At 60.2% G+C, this 17,029-nt stretch carries 12 protein-coding genes; all 12 read right to left on the bottom strand.

Annotated elements, in window-relative coordinates:
* Positions 1-471: 471 nt before the first annotated feature.
* The gene (locus ACM6IO_RS17755) at positions 472-1,347 is read right to left on the bottom strand and encodes an alpha/beta fold hydrolase (protein WP_414911958.1); all 876 of its coding nucleotides are present in this window, start codon (positions 1,345-1,347) and stop codon (positions 472-474) included.
* A gap of 112 nt (positions 1,348-1,459) precedes the next feature.
* Complete coding sequence (locus ACM6IO_RS17750) at positions 1,460-2,092, bottom strand: CGNR zinc finger domain-containing protein (protein ID WP_192228295.1); 633 nt, start codon at positions 2,090-2,092, stop codon at positions 1,460-1,462.
* 119 nt (positions 2,093-2,211) lie between these two features.
* Positions 2,212-3,633, bottom strand: coding sequence for a mannose-1-phosphate guanylyltransferase/mannose-6-phosphate isomerase (locus ACM6IO_RS17745; RefSeq protein ID WP_414911957.1), 1,422 nt, complete (start codon positions 3,631-3,633; stop codon positions 2,212-2,214).
* Positions 3,634-3,738: 105 nt separating this feature from the next.
* The gene (locus ACM6IO_RS17740) at positions 3,739-4,851 is read right to left on the bottom strand and encodes a mannuronate-specific alginate lyase (RefSeq protein WP_414911956.1); all 1,113 of its coding nucleotides are present in this window, start codon (positions 4,849-4,851) and stop codon (positions 3,739-3,741) included.
* Positions 4,851-6,248: an alginate O-acetyltransferase AlgX-related protein gene (locus ACM6IO_RS17735; protein ID WP_414911955.1), complete on the bottom strand. Its 1,398-nt coding sequence runs from the start codon at positions 6,246-6,248 to the stop codon at positions 4,851-4,853. Before ACM6IO_RS17735 ends, ACM6IO_RS17740 begins: the two co-directional genes overlap by 1 nt.
* An 11-nt stretch (positions 6,249-6,259) precedes the next feature.
* Complete coding sequence (algG, locus tag ACM6IO_RS17730) at positions 6,260-7,777, bottom strand: mannuronan 5-epimerase AlgG (RefSeq protein ID WP_192228291.1); 1,518 nt, start codon at positions 7,775-7,777, stop codon at positions 6,260-6,262.
* Positions 7,778-7,860: 83 nt separating this feature from the next.
* Positions 7,861-9,249, bottom strand: a complete 1,389-nt coding sequence (locus tag ACM6IO_RS17725) for an alginate export family protein (RefSeq protein ID WP_223415530.1) — start codon at positions 9,247-9,249, stop codon at positions 7,861-7,863.
* Between the two features lie 41 nt (positions 9,250-9,290).
* Entirely contained in the window at positions 9,291-10,691 is a 1,401-nt protein-coding gene (locus ACM6IO_RS17720; RefSeq protein WP_223497626.1) for an alginate biosynthesis protein AlgK, read from the bottom strand.
* Positions 10,688-11,902, bottom strand: a complete 1,215-nt coding sequence (locus ACM6IO_RS17715) for an HlyD family efflux transporter periplasmic adaptor subunit (RefSeq protein ID WP_414911954.1) — start codon at positions 11,900-11,902, stop codon at positions 10,688-10,690. Before ACM6IO_RS17715 ends, ACM6IO_RS17720 begins: the two co-directional genes overlap by 4 nt.
* 64 nt (positions 11,903-11,966) lie before the next feature.
* Positions 11,967-13,448 carry a glycosyltransferase family 2 protein gene (locus tag ACM6IO_RS17710; RefSeq protein ID WP_414911953.1) on the bottom strand — a complete coding sequence of 494 codons (1,482 nt, stop codon included), beginning with the start codon at positions 13,446-13,448 and terminating at the stop codon, positions 11,967-11,969.
* 57 nt (positions 13,449-13,505) lie between these two features.
* Positions 13,506-14,816: a nucleotide sugar dehydrogenase gene (locus ACM6IO_RS17705; RefSeq protein WP_008027175.1), complete on the bottom strand. Its 1,311-nt coding sequence runs from the start codon at positions 14,814-14,816 to the stop codon at positions 13,506-13,508.
* Positions 14,817-15,406: 590 nt separating this feature from the next.
* The gene (locus tag ACM6IO_RS17700) at positions 15,407-16,822 is read right to left on the bottom strand and encodes a purine-cytosine permease family protein (RefSeq protein WP_414911952.1); all 1,416 of its coding nucleotides are present in this window, start codon (positions 16,820-16,822) and stop codon (positions 15,407-15,409) included.
* Between the last annotated feature and the right edge of the window lie 207 nt (positions 16,823-17,029).

Genomic DNA, 17,029 nt, shown 5'->3' with positions numbered 1-17,029 from the left:
ATCGCCATTACTCGTTTACCGACGGGGGTCGGCTGCGCGGGTCTGGCGGTCTTCGGTGTCTTCTCTTTTGGGCTGCGAATCCCGGTCACCGACAATGGCAGCGACGGGGGAAACTATAAGCTGCGATTTTGGCGCTCACAACCGGGCTGTAGGACGCTTTGGCGCTTGTTGTGACAAGGCTCAATGCCACTGTTTACGGGGTTTTCACGGCATTCCGAGGGGGGTGGAGTGCCGTGGGAAATCGGGGGCAGGTTTTGGGGTCGATTCGCTGCTTACTGGGAACAATTCCCCTCGTTACAAAAGGTAAATTCCTACACGTTTTTCGGATGTCAGGTTTGTGAAATCGAGTGGGCTGAAAGGTGTGACAGTGAATGTTTGTGTTGAATGTGAGGGCCTCATCGCCGGCAAGCCGGTCTCGCTCCCACAGGGGAGATGTAGGCGGGCGCATTGTTGCGTCCGCCTGTGATCCCTTTATGCCGCGTGACCAATCACTTCGATGATTCGCTTCGCAATGTAGTCGACGTGGGTTTCCAGGGCGAAGTGTCCGGTGTCGAGTAGTTCGACTACGGCATTGGGGTTGTCGCGTTTGAACGCCTCTGCGCCAGGCGGGATGAAGAAGGGGTCGTTCTGGCCCCAGATGGCCAGGGTTGGCAGTTGGGTCTCGCGGAAGAAGCGCTGAAAGTCCGGGTAGCGTTTGAGGTTGTTCGCGTAGTCCAGGAACAGGTCGAGCTGGATGTCTTTGTTGCCCGGCCGCTCCAATAGCAGCGCGTCGAGGGTGTAGGACTCGGGGGCGATGAGTTCAGGCGTGCTGACGCCATGTTCGTATTGCCAGCGCGTGCCTTCCAGGTGCAGGACTGCGTCGGCGATGACCTGGCGATTTTCGGCCGACGGTTCTGCCCAGTAGGCTCTGATCGGTGCCCAGGCATCGCCCAATCCTTCCAGATACGCGTTGCCGTTTTGCGAGATCAGTGCGGTCATTCTGTCGGGGTATTTGACTGCCAGTCTCAGGCCGGTCGGTGCGCCGTAATCGAAGACGTACATCGCGTAGCGTTTCAGTCCCAGGGTCTCGACGAAATGCCCCAGCGTTTCTGCCAGCGCGTCGAAGGTGTACGCGTATTTGCGCTCGGCAGGCACTTGGGTGAATCCAAAGCCGGGCAGGTCCGGGGCGATGATGTGGAAGTGTGCCGACAGCAGCGGGATGAGTTGGCGGAACTGGTGGGATGAGCTGGGAAACCCGTGGAGCAGGAGGAGGGTCGGCTTGGCCGGTTCTCCTGCCTCCCGGTAGAAGACGCGAACGCCGTCGACGTCGGCAAATGTGTAGCGGATGGGTGCAGTGGTGCTGGTCATGATGATTGGCCTCGTAACCGCATGGATGAGATCAAGCCGGTTTTCGAGATTAAATCTGGCACGAACAAAGTAACCTGTCAAAATGATTTTGATAGGTTATTATTTTTCGCCCTCAAGCATCGATGATTTTCTTTTGCCGTTCGCGGTGGGCCGCTGCTTTCGCTCGGTTGCCGCAGACCGCCATGCTGCACCAGCGGCGTTTTCTGCCACGGGTGTGGTCGACGAACATCAGGGTGCAGCTCGGTCCTTCGCAACATTTTACGTTGGTGAAATCTTCCTCGCTGACGAACTGCGCGAGCACTTCGCCCAGTGGCAACAGCAGGGAATCCGGGCTGCGCCAGCGGCGTTTCAGTTCCCAGGCGAGCTTTGGTGTTTCGCCGTTCTGCAGCGTGATCTGGGTGTATTTTTCGTCCCGTTCGAGCAAGCGATTCAAGGCGTCGAGCTCTTTCAGGGCCGAGGCTTCAAGCGGTTGGCCTTTGTATTTCAGGACAAAACCGCGAAACCACTCGCGCAATGACCGTGCCTGCGCCGCGACGGTTTCCAGCTCGCCAGGCATCGCTTGTGCCTGAAGCCGTTGCAGTATCTCGTCTTCCACCCAGCCCGATTGTTTCAGCCAGTCCAGCCAGCCGTTGCCGTCGTCGATCCAGTCGACGGGTTCATCGACCGGCGTTGCTATCGAGTTCAGGAAATCGAGAGCGGCGGCGTCGGCGACGAAGAGGGCCGGTCCACGGGGAGTGCTATTCATGAGGATGTCCGCTAAAGCCTGGATTGATAAGGCTCAGCGTAACCACTCAAAGTGCATCCGACAAGTTACTGTTTAATTGATAACCTCTTCATGGTATTCGGTGGGGTTACTGAATGGGCTCAATTCTTGACCTGCTGGTTCCTCCCATAAACATCCTCCAACCGCTCAATATCATCCTCACCCAAATAGCTTCCGGACTGCACCTCAATCACCTCCAGCGGAATTTTCCCGGGGTTGGCCAGCCGATGCACCGAAGCGATCGGAATGTAGGTGGACTGGTTTTCCGTCAGCAGGAAGACTTTTTCATTGCACGTCACCTGGGCCGTGCCGGAGACCACGATCCAGTGTTCGGCACGGTGGTGGTGCATTTGCAGGGACAGTTGCGCGCCCGGTTTGACGGTGATGTGTTTGACCTGGTGGCGGATGCCGTTGTCCACCGAGTGGTAACTGCCCCAGGGGCGATACACCGCGCAGTTGTTCTGGGTTTCCGAGCGATTTTGGGCGTCGAGCGCGTTCACCAGTTTTTTCACGTCTTGCACGGTGTCGCGGTGCGCGACCATCAGTGCGTCTTCGGTTTCTATCACGACGAGGTTTTCCACCCCGAGCAAGGTCACCAGTTTGCTGCTGCCATGGACGAAGCAATTGCGGCTGTTGTAGCTGACGACATCGCCCTTGAGCACATTGCCGTCGGTGTCCTTTTCGTGCACATCCCACAGCGACGACCAGCAACCGACGTCACTCCAGCCAGCGCTGAGCGGGACGACCCACGCGCGGTGGGTGCGTTCCATTACCGCGTAGTCGATGGAGTTGTCCGGGCAGCATTCGAAGGTGACGCGATCGATGCTGGTCACGCCTTCGCTGCTGGGGCTGCGCTCCAGGGCCATCACGCAGGTGTCGTACATGTCCGGTTCGTGAGTGCGCAGCTCTTCGAGGTAGCGGCTGGCACGGAACAGGAACATGCCGCTGTTCCAGAAGTATTCGCCGGAGCGGACAAATTCGGCGGCGGTTTGCTGGTCGGGTTTTTCGATAAATTGCTCGACCTTGAAGGCATGGGCATCCGCATCGCTGCAGTCGGCCTTGATGTAGCCGAAGCCGGTTTCCGGACGCGTCGCCGGAATGCCGAACAGCACCAGATTGCCTTTGAGCGCCTCTTGCTCTGCGTGTTCCAGCGTGGCGCGCAAGGCGGGGACGTCGCTGATCACATGGTCGGCCGGAAGGACCAACATGAGCTCATCGCGGCCCTCGGCAATCAGCTTGAGGGCTGCCAGCGCCACCGCCGGTGCGGTGTTGCGACCGAAGGGTTCGAGCAGGATCGCCTGCGGCGTGCAGCCGATGGCGGCAAGTTGTTCGTTGACGAGAAAGCGATGCTCCTGATTACACACGACGATCGGTTTGCCGATACCGTTGAACGCCAGGCGCTGCAGGGTTTGTTGAAAGAGTGATCCTTCACCGGCCAGGCTCAGGAATTGTTTGGGATACAACTTGCGTGACAATGGCCACAACCGGGAACCACTGCCCCCGGACAGAATGACTGGAATCATTTTTCTTTCCTCCCACACCTTCATCGTTCGATATGAAGGCGCTTCGAACAGCGAAGGACTGCCTTCCATTATTTGAAACACAAGCTCAATTCAAAGTGGCCGCAATCAGGGGCGTGCCGGCTGTTGCACCTGGTCTTTCTGGTCAGCAAACAGTTGGGTGATGTCGCCGCCCAGGCGGTAGTTTTTCATCGGTTCGACCGATTGGCGCCAGCGGTTGGTTTGCGCTGAGCAGTCGTATAGGGCGCAGTACGGTTCCAGCCAGGCAAACTTGCCATCCTCGTTGAGGTCCTCGAGTGCTTGCTTGTGGCCGGTCTTGCGTTCAAACAAACCTGGATTATTGATGCCTTCTTCCACGCGCGTCGCCAGACGCCGCATGGCGCCGTGGTTTTCTTCGCGCAGGTCGACGCCGTTGGCTTGGGCGAAGGAGGCGATCATCATCAGCGGCCCCATCGCGTAGTTATGGTAAGCCAGTGCGCGGGTGTCGCGGCCCAATTCGTTGGGCAGGTACCCGTCGGCATCGACCTGGGACGCGCCGATGCGAAACTGTGCAACCGACCAGTCGAACAGGTCGCGCCGGTCAACCACCACCGAGGCCGCCATGACGGACCATGCCGCCCAATACTGGTGATTGTTGAGGCGGTCCAGCGGTTGGTCGCGCCAGTCCCGCACCACCTGTTCGGCGAGCTTGCCGATCCAGGCTTCGATGGGACGGGTCTGCGCTTCACGGCCCCTCAATGGCTGTGATTGCGAAAACTTGAGCCTCAGGTACGCCGAAGAAATACTGCCCAGCGCCCATTTGCGCATCGACTTGCCGGTGTGGGTGTAGGTGGTGCTCAGCAGCGCCTGCGCCTTGGCCCAATCGCCCAGCCAGCTCAATGTGCAGTCCACATGACCCGGGCGGCCGAGCCGCAGATAGGCGGCGACTTGTTTGTTGACGCCTTTTTCCAGTTCGTTGATATCGCCGGACATTTCCTTGTAGCGTTTGTTGGACTCTGCGTTGAGCTGATCCCGTGCCTTGCCCGAGCCTTCGTATTTGCTGGGGATCAACAGGTCGCCGGTATAGGGTTTGGGCGTCGCCGGACAGCTCTGCGCGTCGCCCTTTTTCTCCGTGGCCGGTGCGTAATAGCCCTGCGGCGGGCGTAGTTGTGCGGCTGCCGATACAGTCGGCCCCATCAGAACGAAGGCCACGCCAATGGCGGCCCAGTGTGCCGGGCGCATCAGTTTTCCTCCGTCTGCGCAGTGCGCAGGGTCGGTGCTGCCGTGATGGCGGGTTTGACGCACAGTCGGGTCGAAAGCCCTGTGGTGGTCATACCCGGCGGCGGTTGCACGTCCATGGAAAGAAGCGTCTGTTCGCCCCAATCCCCGTCGCCGCGCAGCTCGAAGGCGAAGCGGCCCTGGGTATTGACCGTCGGCGAACGGCTCAAGCTGAGGTTTTCCTGGCGACCGTTCAGGTAGGTCAGGGTCGCGTTCAACAGACGCACGCCGGGATCCGCGAACTTGAGGTCGACCTGATAACGATTGCCCTTGATCGGATACACGTTGCCGCCACTGCCGTTGAACAACACTTGATTGCGCCCGCTGTGCAGGGTCGCCTGGCTTTTGAGCAGCGGGGACTGGTTGTCGCAGCCATCGCTCAGCGCCGCCATTGCCTGGCGGTAGAAGCTGGATTTGCCGAGGCTGTCGAGATTGTCGGTTTCCCACACCAGCACCGCCGGCGGGGTGTTCTGGAAGTCGTCGCCGAGCAGGTAGGCGATCAATGAATCATCGTAGCCACCGCCCGGTACGCTGAAGTTGCGGACTGGCGTCTGCAGGTATTGTTCAAGGAAACCGGGAAAGTTGAACAGCTCGCTGCTGGCGCTGGTGCCGATCAGTGCGACCTTGGCCGGCCCCTTGGCATCGCCTTGGGCGCGGGTTTGATATCGGGTCACATACTGCGCCGCATAGCCGTTGCCGCAGATCTGTGCGGCGGCTTTTTGCAGCGTGCCCGAGCGTCCCAACAGGCCGGCCGGTTGGCTGGCGAAGACCTGATGCGGCAACGCCTTGAGCACATCGTTGCCCTTGAGTGTCTGGGCCACCAATTGGGCGCTGCGGTCGGCGCCATAGGGCGTCCAGTTGTGATCGCCCTTGAAGTAGAAGGGCTGCCCGGCGGGCTGTGGCGAACTCAGCAGGTTGGCAAAGTCGGGTGCCAGGATGCCCAGGCCGCGCACCCGGTCCAGGGTTTGCAGGTAGTTTTGCCGGGCCCTGGCCTGATCGAAGCTGGCCAGTTCCAGCGGCGTCAGGCGGTCGGCGTGCAGCAGGCCGCGACTGGGTGGCATCACCAGCACCAGTTCGACCCCGCGCTGGGCGAGCCCGTCGCGCAGGCGCTTGAGGGCTTTGTAGCCGCTCTCGTCGAGGCCGAAGTCCGTGCGCAAATCGCTACGGGTGCGAAACAGCCACTGGTCCTTGGCCTCCACCAGCGTCGCGTAGTTTTTCAGTTCCGGTGGCTCGTAATAGGTTGCCTGTGCCGCTTGCGGGCACAGCTGACAGCAGGCCTCGGCCGTGTACTGCGGCTGTGCTTGTGCCCCCATCGACATGGACAGCAGGCCAAGCGCGGCAAATCCATGAAAGGTGTTCATCGGCAGGCTCCTCACAGTGTCTCGGGCAGAATCAGCGCGGCGGCATGGCGGCGCAGGAGGATGTCCATCAAGTCGCCCTGGACGTCCCCCAGCAAACCGGTGAAGGCCAGGCCGTCCTGTTTCTGCGGCGCGAGAAAGGTCAAGTCATAGAGTTCCAGGCGCGAGGGTGAAAACACGGCGATGGGGCTGGAACCGTTGCCGATCAGCTTGCCGCCGACCACGGTGAGCGACAGTTTGGCTTCGTAGGGGTCTTCCTTGAGATCGCGGTCGCTGCCACGCAAATCCTTGGTGTGGCCATAGATCCCGGTCAGGGCGTTGGCCATCAGCTCGTTTTCGTACAGGCGCACGCCGGTGCTGTTGCGCACGCGGATCCCGTGTCGGTCATTGTCCGCCGCGCGGTTGCGCCAGATCAGGTTATTGCCGCTCTCGTACAAGGTGATGCCGTCGGAGCGGTTTTTGTAGGTTTCGTTGTAGGCCAGCAGGTTATTGACGCTGGAACGGTCCAGGACGATGCCCGACAGATGATTGTTGTAGGTGCGGTTGTAGATGATCCAGCTGTCGTTGACCTCGCGCGAGAGGATGATGCCGTGCTTCTTGTGGGTATCGAAGACATCGTTATGGGCAATGATCAGCCGGCGCGAACGGTCGTGCGGGTCGATGCCATATACGATGTTTGCGCGATAGGTGTTGCGCAGAATCACCACGTCGTCGGCCTCGTAGCAATAGAAGCCGAAATAGTTGTCGATGAACTGCGAATTGATCAGCCAGCCGGTCGGTTTCTTGCGCTTCATCTTCGGCGCCATGCTCGGGCTGTACTGGGAAATACTCACCCCATAACTCTTGCTCTCGGTGTAGCCGAAGCTGGTGATGGTGCTGTTGACGATGTAGGTTTCGGTGCCGCCCCAGGAAATCAGGAACGGGCGAAACGTTTCCTCTTTTTTGAACCAGGCCGGGCTGTCGTCTTTCTCGCTCCAGGCGCTGACCTTGGTATCGGTAATGAACAGTTTGCCGTCGTTGACCAGGAACGAACCGCCGTCCTGGGACAAGCGCAATTCCTTCACCGACTTGTCGATATGCAGCGTCCCGCCGGGACGGATGACGATCGGCAAGCGCGCCAGAAACACCCCCGGTGCGGTCTCGCGCAGGGCTGTCTGCGGCAGGCTGCGTGCCAGTTGCGTCAGGCTCATGTAGCCACGGTCGATGAAGATCGCCACGGGCATTTGCTTCTGGCGCACCACCCATTCCTTGAAGCGGTCCTGGCCGCCGATGAACTCGTCCAGCGCGTTTTCCTTGAGCATCGGCTGGATCAAGGCACGGCCGGCGGGCTTGTAGGCAATCTTCGCGGCGACTGCCTCGGCGGTATAGCCGGACAGGTCGGGCATTTTCGGTTCCTTGATCAGCAACGGTTTTCCCGGAGCCTCGCTGATGCTGTAGCGCGGTATCAGGAGGTCACCTGCCGCACTGGCACCTGCCGTCTGCACCAACAGCATTGCGGCGAGCATCAGTCCTATCTTGACGACACGGTCCATAAGTCTCACTCATCCAAAAGGCAGCCGGTTGTGATCAATGTGCCGTTGCCCGCGATGGCTTCAGCGCGGGCAGCCACCGGGTCCTAGATTTTCCAGACGAAATCGATGAACGCCCGGTGCATGCTCGAATCGGTGTCATTGGCGTAGGCGTCACCGGGGAAGAACACGCCCAGGCGCAGGCGGATCAGTGCCGAGGGTTCGTCGACCCAATCCACCATGCTCGCGGGCAACAGGCCTTGCTTGAAGTACTTGGTCATGACCAGATCGACTTCCTGGCCCAGGTCCTTCTCGCCGTCCACCAGCGCCGCATTGATGATCCCGTCGTCGCCGGTTTCCGTCTGGTCGTCGACCCGCCAGAAGCGGTGGTAGACGAGGCTGGCGTCGTAGTCCTCGCGATACGACCAGGCGCCGAACAGCGTTGCGGTCTGGAGGTTGCTCAGTTCACCGCGAAAGGCTTCGCCGAAGCGGTGTACCCGTGAGCGCGTGCCGGTGTAGTTGGAGCGGTTGCTTTGCAGGCCGGTTTGCTGGAACTGGTTCTCCTGGTCGTTGCCGCCGCCATCGCCACGGGCGGCGGCAGCACCGAGGCGCCAGGCGTCATCGATGTTCCAGCGCAAGCCCAGGTCCGCGGCCCAGGAATTGACGTCGCCGCTGGTGTGGCCTGTCGCGATTCGATCGCCGGAAGGGACGATCACGCTGTTGAGGTTGTCGCGATCGCCGGTCAGCCAGGTTGCGTTGATCCAGTAATTGAGCGGCATCGTCGAGCGATAGTTGTAGCCGTCACCGTTCGCTTCAAGGCCGACCCAGGTCAGGCTGCCGGTGGTGGTCTTGTCGAGTGTGTCGAGCCGGTCACCGGGGTCCGGCAGATTGCCGCTGTCTTCCGAGTGATGTACACGCAGGCCGACCCAATTGTTGGGCGTCCATTGCGTAGAGATGTCGGCGAAGGCATGGGAACGGTCTTTGTCTTCCGGCGCCAGGTCGTCCAGGTCGGTGCGGTAGTCGGAAAAGCGTTGAGCGGCGCCGACGTGGCTGCGCAGCAGCGTGGTTTCGAAGGTCCAGTTGAGCGCTTCGATGTTGGTGTCCATCCACTCGCCGCTGTCCTCACGCAGACGCTGGCGCCCCAGGCGCAGGTGCTCGCCCGGATAGGCCGTGATGCCTGAATAGTCGACCCAGAACTCGCGAAGCGCCAGGTAGCTGTCATCCGCTTCACGGGTGTTGCTGTCGTCGACGCCGTTGTTCACGGTGTCGGTGTCGATGGTGTCGGTCGCCGCTACCGCCTGGCCCATCACATAGGCGCTCCAGTTGCCCCATTGGCCAAAGGCCCAGGGGCGCAGGTCGAGGCCAATATCGTTGAGGGTGCCACCGGGTGCAGTGCCCAGGTCCCGGTCGTCCTGCGACTCGCCGGTAATCTTCACATCCAGGCCGAAATTCTTCGGCGCCACTTCCGCCGCCAGCACCAGACCGGCGCTGCACATCAGCGAAACTCCCAGACCATAACCTGCCAACAGTGCTTGTTTCATAGTAAGTCCTGTCCATTTTCCGGAGTTTGCAGCCTGGCGAGAGCCGCGCCCGTCAGACGGGCCTGAGCTTCTTCCTCAAGTAAGGGCTGCGCGATTTTCCTCTCTGCCGGGGTCATCCCCGACTGCACGGCCGACAGCACTGGCCCCGCATTTACCACGCCCTGGCGTTGCGCGAGTTGCGCAAAGACAAAAGCATTGATTCGATTGACCTTGACCCCGCGTGAATCGGAAAACATGTGCGCCAGCGCCAGGTCGGCATTGGGCGAACCGTTGCGCGCTGCCAGCAGCAAGTGTTGCAGCGCTTTCTGTGGTTCGACCTGGCCCAGATAACCGCGCCGGTACAACTGGCCGAGGTAGTAATGCGCCCCGACTTCACCGGCGGCGGCCGCCTTGAGCAGGTGCTCTTGCGCCAGGCGCGGATCCTGCGGCAGCCATTTGCCGAGGTAATACAGGCGCCCGGTCAGCAGTTCCGCCCGTGGATCGCCCGCTTCGCGCCCGCGCTGCAAGGCCGAGAGCAATTGCGGCGCATCGCCTTGGGCGGGGTAGTCGTCGATCAGCCGCGCCAGGCTGGTCCAGGCCGGTGGATAGTCGGGTGCCAGTTCTTCGAGCAGGCGCTGGGCGCTTTGCGGATCGGCCGGGCCTTCGAGTGTCGGCGTCGACAGAACGCGCGCCACCGACTCGACCCGCAAGGGCGCGACTCGTCCCTCGCGCCAACCCTGGCGCAACTGCGCCAGCAAGTCGGCTTGCGCTTTGGGCTGGGCGCGCATTCGGTTGATGGTGGCCAGCTCCACATAACAGGCATCGAGTAATGCCAGTCTCGCCCGGCACATCTGCTCGATCTGCGGCAGGTGAGCGTTATAAGTGCCCTGATTGCGGTAAATCAGAATCTGCGCCATGTCTGCCTCGACAATGCCCTGGGCGCGCCAACTGTTGACCTTCTGCTGCGGATCCACCCCCGGCGTCAGTTGCGGGTAGCCCAGGTACAACAAGGTCAGCGGCACCACTGCACTGAACTCGCCTTTGTCCAGCGCACCTTCCAGCAATTGCCGGGCCTCTTGCACTTGCTTGGGATCCGTCGGTCCCTGGCGCAGCAACACGCGGCCCAGACGTGACTGCGCCTTGACCGATTCCGGCGCGGCCTGCCGATACAATCCCTCAGCCTCTTTCAGGCTCGCGGGGTCGCCCGCCGAGGCCGTCAAGTCGCCCATTCCGGCCTGTGCGTCGGCATAGCCGTCCTCGGCCAGCGGTGCGTAGTTCTTGCGAGCCGTTTCATAATCGCCGCGCGCCATGGCCTCGCGCGCCAAGCCTTGATCGGGGAGGGTGCCGCACCCATGAATCATTGTCAGGGCCGCGGCCAGCGCGGAAAACCGCAGCCCCGATCGCCATGCGCCGTTCATTTTCCGGCCGCCATGACTTTATTCGCCCAGGTGTTTTTCACCCAGGCATTGGCCGCCGAGGCACTCTGCACCCAGACATTGCCTTGCAGGTCTTCGATACTGACCTCCACCGGTCGCCCGGCCTGATCGGTTTGCAACGGGCTGTCAGGCTCAATGGTGACCCGCAGGTCCGAGGCCAGGCCGCCGTTGTCCAGCGCCACCGCAGTGATTTTGCCCGCGCGAGGCTGTTCTTCGCCGATCAACTGGAAGCTCACCGCTTTGCCGGGCTGGATCTTGGCAAAATTCTTGTAGGGGAAGCGCGCCTCGATGGTTGCCACACCGTCGATTGGCATCAACTCGTACACCGTGGTGCCCTTGCCGACGACCTGGCCGTCCGGCACCAGTTGCGACACCACCCGGCAATCGCAAGGGCTGGTCAGCGAACCTTGCAGGGTTCGGCTGAACAGGCGCTCAAGGTTTTCCGGGGTCGCCTGTCCGGGCGGCAGGTTGCCTTTCATCACATCCAGCAGCGAGGCGGAAAAGGTCGCCAGCGGGGCGCCCTTGGCCACCACCGACCCGACTTTGACCAACGAATTGACGCTGCCGTCGCGCGGCAGACCGATCAACTGGCCGGGCACATTGACCCGCGCCGATTCGGCATGGGTGACGAAATAAATGCCATACAACTGGTGCACCACATAGCCAAAGGCAAACAGTCCCACCAGGAACATCAGCAGGCTTACCGCGGTGGCCCGCACGCGAGCGAGAATGCCCATGCCGTGGCCACTTTCGTGCTTTCGCGGCTTGGTGAAGTTGTCGCGCTGCTGGGTCGAGAGCATGTCACCCAGGCTGATCACCCCGCCCGAGAGGTAAGAGGTGATCACGTAACGCAAGGCGGAAATCGCACGAGGGCGCAGGTTTTGAAACTCGCAACCTATGCGCTGCCCCTCGTCGTTAATCGAGCGCACGACAAACTCCACGTCGATGGCAAACCCCAGCGCATCGACCTGGAACACCAGTTTGCCTTTGTGTTGCCGGCCAACGATCAGCGTTGTAGCCGGCTGACTCAGGCTGAATCCACCGGCTGACAAGTCGATCAGCTCGCAATCGAACGGCTCCCGGTCCGGCCCGTGAAACTTGATCCTCGCCGGCAGAGTCAGCCGCGCATGCTGACGCTGCACCTCCGACTCGTGCACGACATTGTCATCAACAGCAACAAAAGCTGTGTTCATAACGCGTTCCTTCCCATCGATTGAGTCCGATCCGGCACGGCCTGCCACGGCCCTGACACCTGCACTACACAATCCACATCAGCAGCGCGCAAAACACGCTGCCGGCCGAAAACGTCATGGCCCGCGACGACCAGGTATTGAACCAGCGCTGATAGCTCGCCAGCCCACGGTCGAGTTTGGTTTTCTGGCGCGTCCACGATTGCTGGTCGAGACGGAAGAACACATAGATCTTCACCATGGCGCCGACCAGCTGGTTGTAATAGAGAATCAGGGGATAAGCCGGCCCGACCGGGTGCCCCGACGCCAGCAACAGAAGGCTCAGGATCAGGCGCGTCACGCCGATCCAGAGCACATAAATCAGCAAGTAGGCGATGCTGTATTTGAGGCTGGCAATGATCGCCACCGACGGCCCGAGCAGGCTGGCCCACATCGATACGCGTTGGTCGAGCAACACCAGCGAGGTGAACCAGCCCAGCCGCCGCACGCCCAGGTGCAGGGCCCGTGAGTTCTGCCGCAGGTTATTGCCATACCAGCGGAACATCAGCTTGCGGCTGGCCTTGATGAAGTTCTTTTCCGGGGGATGCTCGACGGTGTTGATCGCCGCGTCGGGCACATAAAAGGTGTCGTAACCCAGCCGCATCAGGCTGTACCAACTGGATTTGTCATCGCCGGTCAAAAAGCGGAAACGCCCCAGGCGCCAGTGCTGCAGATAATCGCGCTCAACGTCTTGAATGAAGCCGGGATCGGTCACCACTTGGGCGCGGAACACCGACATCCGCCCGGTCATTGTCAGCACCCGCTTGCCCAGTGCCATCGAGCACATATTGATGTGCCGCTGGGCGAACCGCAGCTTGTGCCATTCGCTCATCAGGTAGCTGCCGCGCACTTCGCAGAACTCATTGGTGGTCAACCCGCCAACGTTCGGAAAAAGCTTGAACCAGGGCACGGTCTGGCGTACCAGCCCGGCGGAAAGCACGGTGTCGCCATCGACCACGGCCACCACTGCATCGACGTCCGGCACGTGCCGGGAGATCGCCCGGAAACCATGGGCCAGGCCATCGCGCTTGCCGGTGCCGGGAATCCGCACGAAGCTCAGCTTGACCTGCTCTGGCGGGGTATAGCTGTCCCAGAGTGCCTTGATCAGCAATTCATCGGCGAGCTCGACGATGGAACAGACCACCGTGGTCGGGTAACCACAACCGATGGCCTCTTCAATCACCGAGCGGTACACCTGCGCCGTGGTCAACGCCTCGATCCGAAAGCTGGTGACCAGCAAAAACACGTGCGACGGATCGGCAATGCTGCCGAGCCGGGTGACTTTGCGTCTGTAGTAGGGGAACACCACATAAAGGAACAGTAACCCTCGTATGTAATGGACAGCCCCCATCGAGTAGCGCCAGATGCCGACCGCCCCCAGCAACAGGAGGAAGTCCCTGGATTGGGGATCGAACACTGAGCGCGGCAGCAGCAGTGCAAGCCCCAGCAACGCGGTGACGTAAAACAGCCAGCCCGCCGCTTCGCGCAAGTAATCCCTGGCACCAGCCATACTTGTGACTCCTGTTCGATAAACCCGTATTGCCCGTGTTGCAGTTCGGTGACTCTCTTACCAGCAGATGCCTTCGAGCTGATCGTCACTGGTGTGTGGCATGAAACCCACCAGGTCAACCACCTGCTTGCCCTCGGGCACCTCAAGCGCGAGGGCTCTGAAGGACTCGTCACCGTTGCCAAGCACAATCACCTCTGCCTCGTCGATCACCTTCACAAGGTCAGCGCGTAGCAGCGAAGCCAGGTGCGGAATCTTCGATTCGATGTAGTCCTTGTTGGCGCCGTAGATGCGCGCGTATTCAACGTTGCGGTCGAAGATATGCAGGTCGTAGCCCTTGCCGATCAACATCTCGGCCAACTCCACCAGCGGGCTTTCGCGCAGGTCATCGGTGCCGGCCTTGAAGCTCAGGCCGAGCAGGGCGATACGCCGCTTGCCGTAACTGGTGATGATGTCGAAGGCTCGCTGAACCTGCGCCGCATTGCTGCGCATGATCGACGCCAGCAGCGGGTGCTCGACATCCAGTTGCCCGGCGCGGTAGTTCAGCGCACGCACATCCTTGGGCAGGCAGGAACCGCCGAATGCGAATCCGGGGCGCATGTAGTAACGCGACAGATTGAGCTTGGTGTCCTGGCAGACCACGTCCATCACATCGCGACCGTCCACGCCGGCAGCCTTCGCGATATTGCCGATCTCATTGGCGAAGGTGACTTTGGTCGCGTGCCAGACATTGCAGGTGTACTTGATCATCTCGGCCACTTCGATACTGCGGCGCAGGAGCGGCGCGTCCAGCTCTTGAAAGAGCGAGGCGAGCAGGTCGCCGCTGCGTTGGTCGAGTTCACCGATCACTGTCATGGGCGGACAGTTGTAGTCCTTGATCGCCGTACTTTCGCGCAGGAATTCCGGGTTGATCGCCACACCGAAGTCGACCCCGGCCTTCTTGCCGGAACAGTCTTCCAGTATCGGGATCACCACATTCTTGACGGTGCCCGGCAGTACCGTGCTGCGCACCACCACCGTATGCCAACTGTCCTTGGTGTGCAGGGCTTCGCCGATCTCGCGGCAGACCGACTCTATGTAGACCAGATCCAGATCGCCATTCTTCTTGCAGGGTGTACCGACGCAGAGGAATGACATCTGCGTGTCCATCACGGCCGCCTTTACATCACTGCTGCCGCGTAGCCGCCCCGAATTCACCCCCTGTTCGAGCAGCGGTTCCAGGCCGGGCTCGACGATAGGCGATTTGCCCTGGTTGATCAGGTCAATCTTGACTTGCGAGACATCCACGCCGATTACGTCATGACCGCGAGCAGAGAGACAGCCCGCGCATACAGCGCCCACATACCCCAGACCAAATATGCTGATACGCATTGGTAAGTTCCCCATATACCCGGATTTCGGATGGCCATCGGCATGCCACACAGGCCGACAGTTGCTCTATTTGGCTAACTAAGCGGCAGTTTGGTTCAACGTGTTTTTCGGGTCCGCAAACGCAGAACCAAGAGTGTAGACAAACATCTTCCTGGCACTGTCATTTTTTTTAACAGGAATTTCGAACAGTTCGCGCCAGCAATATAAAGAGTGGGGGTTACAAGGAAGGTGCCAAAAGACAATGTGTGAATTGCGAATAAAAAATACTAATAAAAACAGCAAGATAACTAACTTATTTCGTTTGGAAATATGAGTAGAATATGTATTTTTGCACCAAAATCAGGCAGGCGCCTATATCGTTTTTTTGAAGCGGCACTGGCGCGGTGCAACGCCAGCGTTACAATTTTGCAATCAGCCAGATCAATTTTTTCTTAGAGTGTAAAGTTGCTGAGACATGTCAAATTTTCAATAACGGTTTTATTGGCGTTTGTATTATGCGTGATAGTAAATATCTTGGAGCTGCATAATATGATCAAGCAATAAAAAACCGCATTGATGCGGTTTTTTATTAAGGTTGAAATGCGGGGGAGTTAGAGGCTATTGGCCAGTTTCCCGATGGAGAGTCGGCGCTTGTACGCGGTGTCGCGATTGGCCAGCCAGTAGTAGAGCGGCGAGGTGATGATCAGGCCCACCAGCCAGGACAGGTCAGCCCCATTGATGTGCTGCGAAATCGGCCCGACGTACAGCGGCGTGTTCATGAACGGAATCTGCACCACGATCCCGATCGCATACGCCAACAGTGCCTGCGGGTTGTACCGGCCGTAGATGCCGCCATCGACCTTGAAGATCGAATTGATGTCGTACTGGCCTTTGTGGATGGCGTAGAAGTCGATCAGGTTGATCGCGGTCCATGGCGCCAACACCACGAGCAACACCAGCACCATGTCGACGAAGTGGCCGATGAAGTTGGCGGAGGCGCCGACGGCGGCAAAGCAGCAGGCGGCGAGGAGGATGATCGACAGGATGGCGCGGCTTTTGGCGGTGGGGATCCAGCGGTAGGCGAAGGTTTGTACCAGGGTTATCAGCGACAGCACCGCACCGTAGAGATTGAGGGCGTTGTGGCTGATGACGCTGAGCAGGAACAGCACGAGCATCAACGGGCCGATGGAGCCGGTGGCGAGTTTGACGGCGTCCATGGTGTCCATGCCGACGGGCGTGGCGAGGACGGCTACGGCGCCGAAGATGAACGAGAGGCTGGAGCCGAGCACGGTGCCCAGATAAGTCGTCCAGAAGGTTGCGGCGACGGGCACGTTGGCCGGCAGGTAGCGCGAGTAGTCGGAGACGTAAGGCGCGAAAGCGATCTGCCAGAGTGCGGCAAGGGACACGGTGGCGAGCCAGCCGGAAATATTGAAGCTGCCGCGTGTGAGGAAATCGGCGGTCTGCACGTGAGTGAAGATGTAGCCGAAGCCGAGCACGATACCCGCGCCGAGCACCCAGGTGCCGATGCGGTTGAGCACGTGGATGAAGCGATAGCCAATGATGCCGATGATGCCGGAACCGAGGGCGCCGATGACGATGCCGACTGGCACCGGCACGCTGTCGACCACGCCATGCAGGGACTTGCCGGCGAGGACGATGTTGGAGGCGAAAAAGCCGATGTACATGATGCCGGCGATCAGCACCACCAGCAGCGCGCCGAGGGAACCGAATTGGGCGCGGCTCTGGATCATTTGCGGGATGCCCATCTGCGGGCCTTGCGCCGAGTGCAGTGCCATCAGCACGCCGCCGACCAGGTGGCCGACGAGGATGGCGACAATGCCCCACACCAGGTTGAGGTGAAACATCTGCACGCCGAGGGCGCCGGTGACGATGGGCAGCGGGGCGATGTTGCCGCCAAACCAGAGGGTGAACAGGTCACGGGTTTTGCCGTGGCGATCTTCGGGTGGCACGTAGCCGATGGTGTGTTTTTCGATGAGCGGGGCGGGGGTTGTTGCTGCGGTAACCATGACGGACTCCAAGGCAATTTTGAGTACGTGGACGTACTTCGGTGAGCGCCGCGTGGGGCGACGCTTTTCTTGTTGGAGTTGATGATGTGCGGTGGGGTGGGATAGATAAATTAGTAGTTTTGTTGGTACAGACGTTAAAAAATGTATGCCTGTGGACAGGTCAAAAACCTGTGGGAGCGGGCTTGCTCCCATAGGGTAATCCGGGGT

The sequence above is a fragment of the Pseudomonas sp. IT-P44 genome, assembly GCF_949768225.1.
In the GTDB taxonomy this organism is placed as follows: Bacteria; Pseudomonadota; Gammaproteobacteria; order Pseudomonadales; family Pseudomonadaceae; genus Aquipseudomonas; species Aquipseudomonas migulae.
Note: the sequence above shows the minus strand (reverse complement) of the source record. Positions and strands in the feature narration are given on the sequence as shown.

What these genes read in the sequence shown, in the direction of transcription:
- ACM6IO_RS17740 (WP_414911956.1), bottom strand. Translation starts at nt 4,851, where the DNA reads ATGCGCCCGGCACACTGGGCCGCCATTGGCGTGGCCTTCGTTCTGATG.
- ACM6IO_RS17735 (WP_414911955.1), bottom strand. Translation starts at nt 6,248, where the DNA reads ATGAACACCTTTCATGGATTTGCCGCGCTTGGCCTGCTGTCCATGTCG.
- ACM6IO_RS17755 (WP_414911958.1), bottom strand. Translation starts at nt 1,347, where the DNA reads ATGACCAGCACCACTGCACCCATCCGCTACACATTTGCCGACGTCGAC.
- ACM6IO_RS17720 (WP_223497626.1), bottom strand. Translation starts at nt 10,691, where the DNA reads ATGAACGGCGCATGGCGATCGGGGCTGCGGTTTTCCGCGCTGGCCGCG.
- ACM6IO_RS17725 (WP_223415530.1), bottom strand. Translation starts at nt 9,249, where the DNA reads ATGTGCAGCGCCGGTCTGGTGCTGGCGGCGGAAGTGGCGCCGAAGAAT.
- ACM6IO_RS17700 (WP_414911952.1), bottom strand. Translation starts at nt 16,822, where the DNA reads ATGGTTACCGCAGCAACAACCCCCGCCCCGCTCATCGAAAAACACACC.
- ACM6IO_RS17750 (WP_192228295.1), bottom strand. Translation starts at nt 2,092, where the DNA reads ATGAATAGCACTCCCCGTGGACCGGCCCTCTTCGTCGCCGACGCCGCC.
- algG (WP_192228291.1), bottom strand. Translation starts at nt 7,777, where the DNA reads ATGGACCGTGTCGTCAAGATAGGACTGATGCTCGCCGCAATGCTGTTG.
- ACM6IO_RS17745 (WP_414911957.1), bottom strand. Translation starts at nt 3,633, where the DNA reads ATGATTCCAGTCATTCTGTCCGGGGGCAGTGGTTCCCGGTTGTGGCCA.
- ACM6IO_RS17705 (WP_008027175.1), bottom strand. Translation starts at nt 14,816, where the DNA reads ATGCGTATCAGCATATTTGGTCTGGGGTATGTGGGCGCTGTATGCGCG.
- ACM6IO_RS17715 (WP_414911954.1), bottom strand. Translation starts at nt 11,902, where the DNA reads ATGAACACAGCTTTTGTTGCTGTTGATGACAATGTCGTGCACGAGTCG.
- ACM6IO_RS17710 (WP_414911953.1), bottom strand. Translation starts at nt 13,448, where the DNA reads ATGGCTGGTGCCAGGGATTACTTGCGCGAAGCGGCGGGCTGGCTGTTT.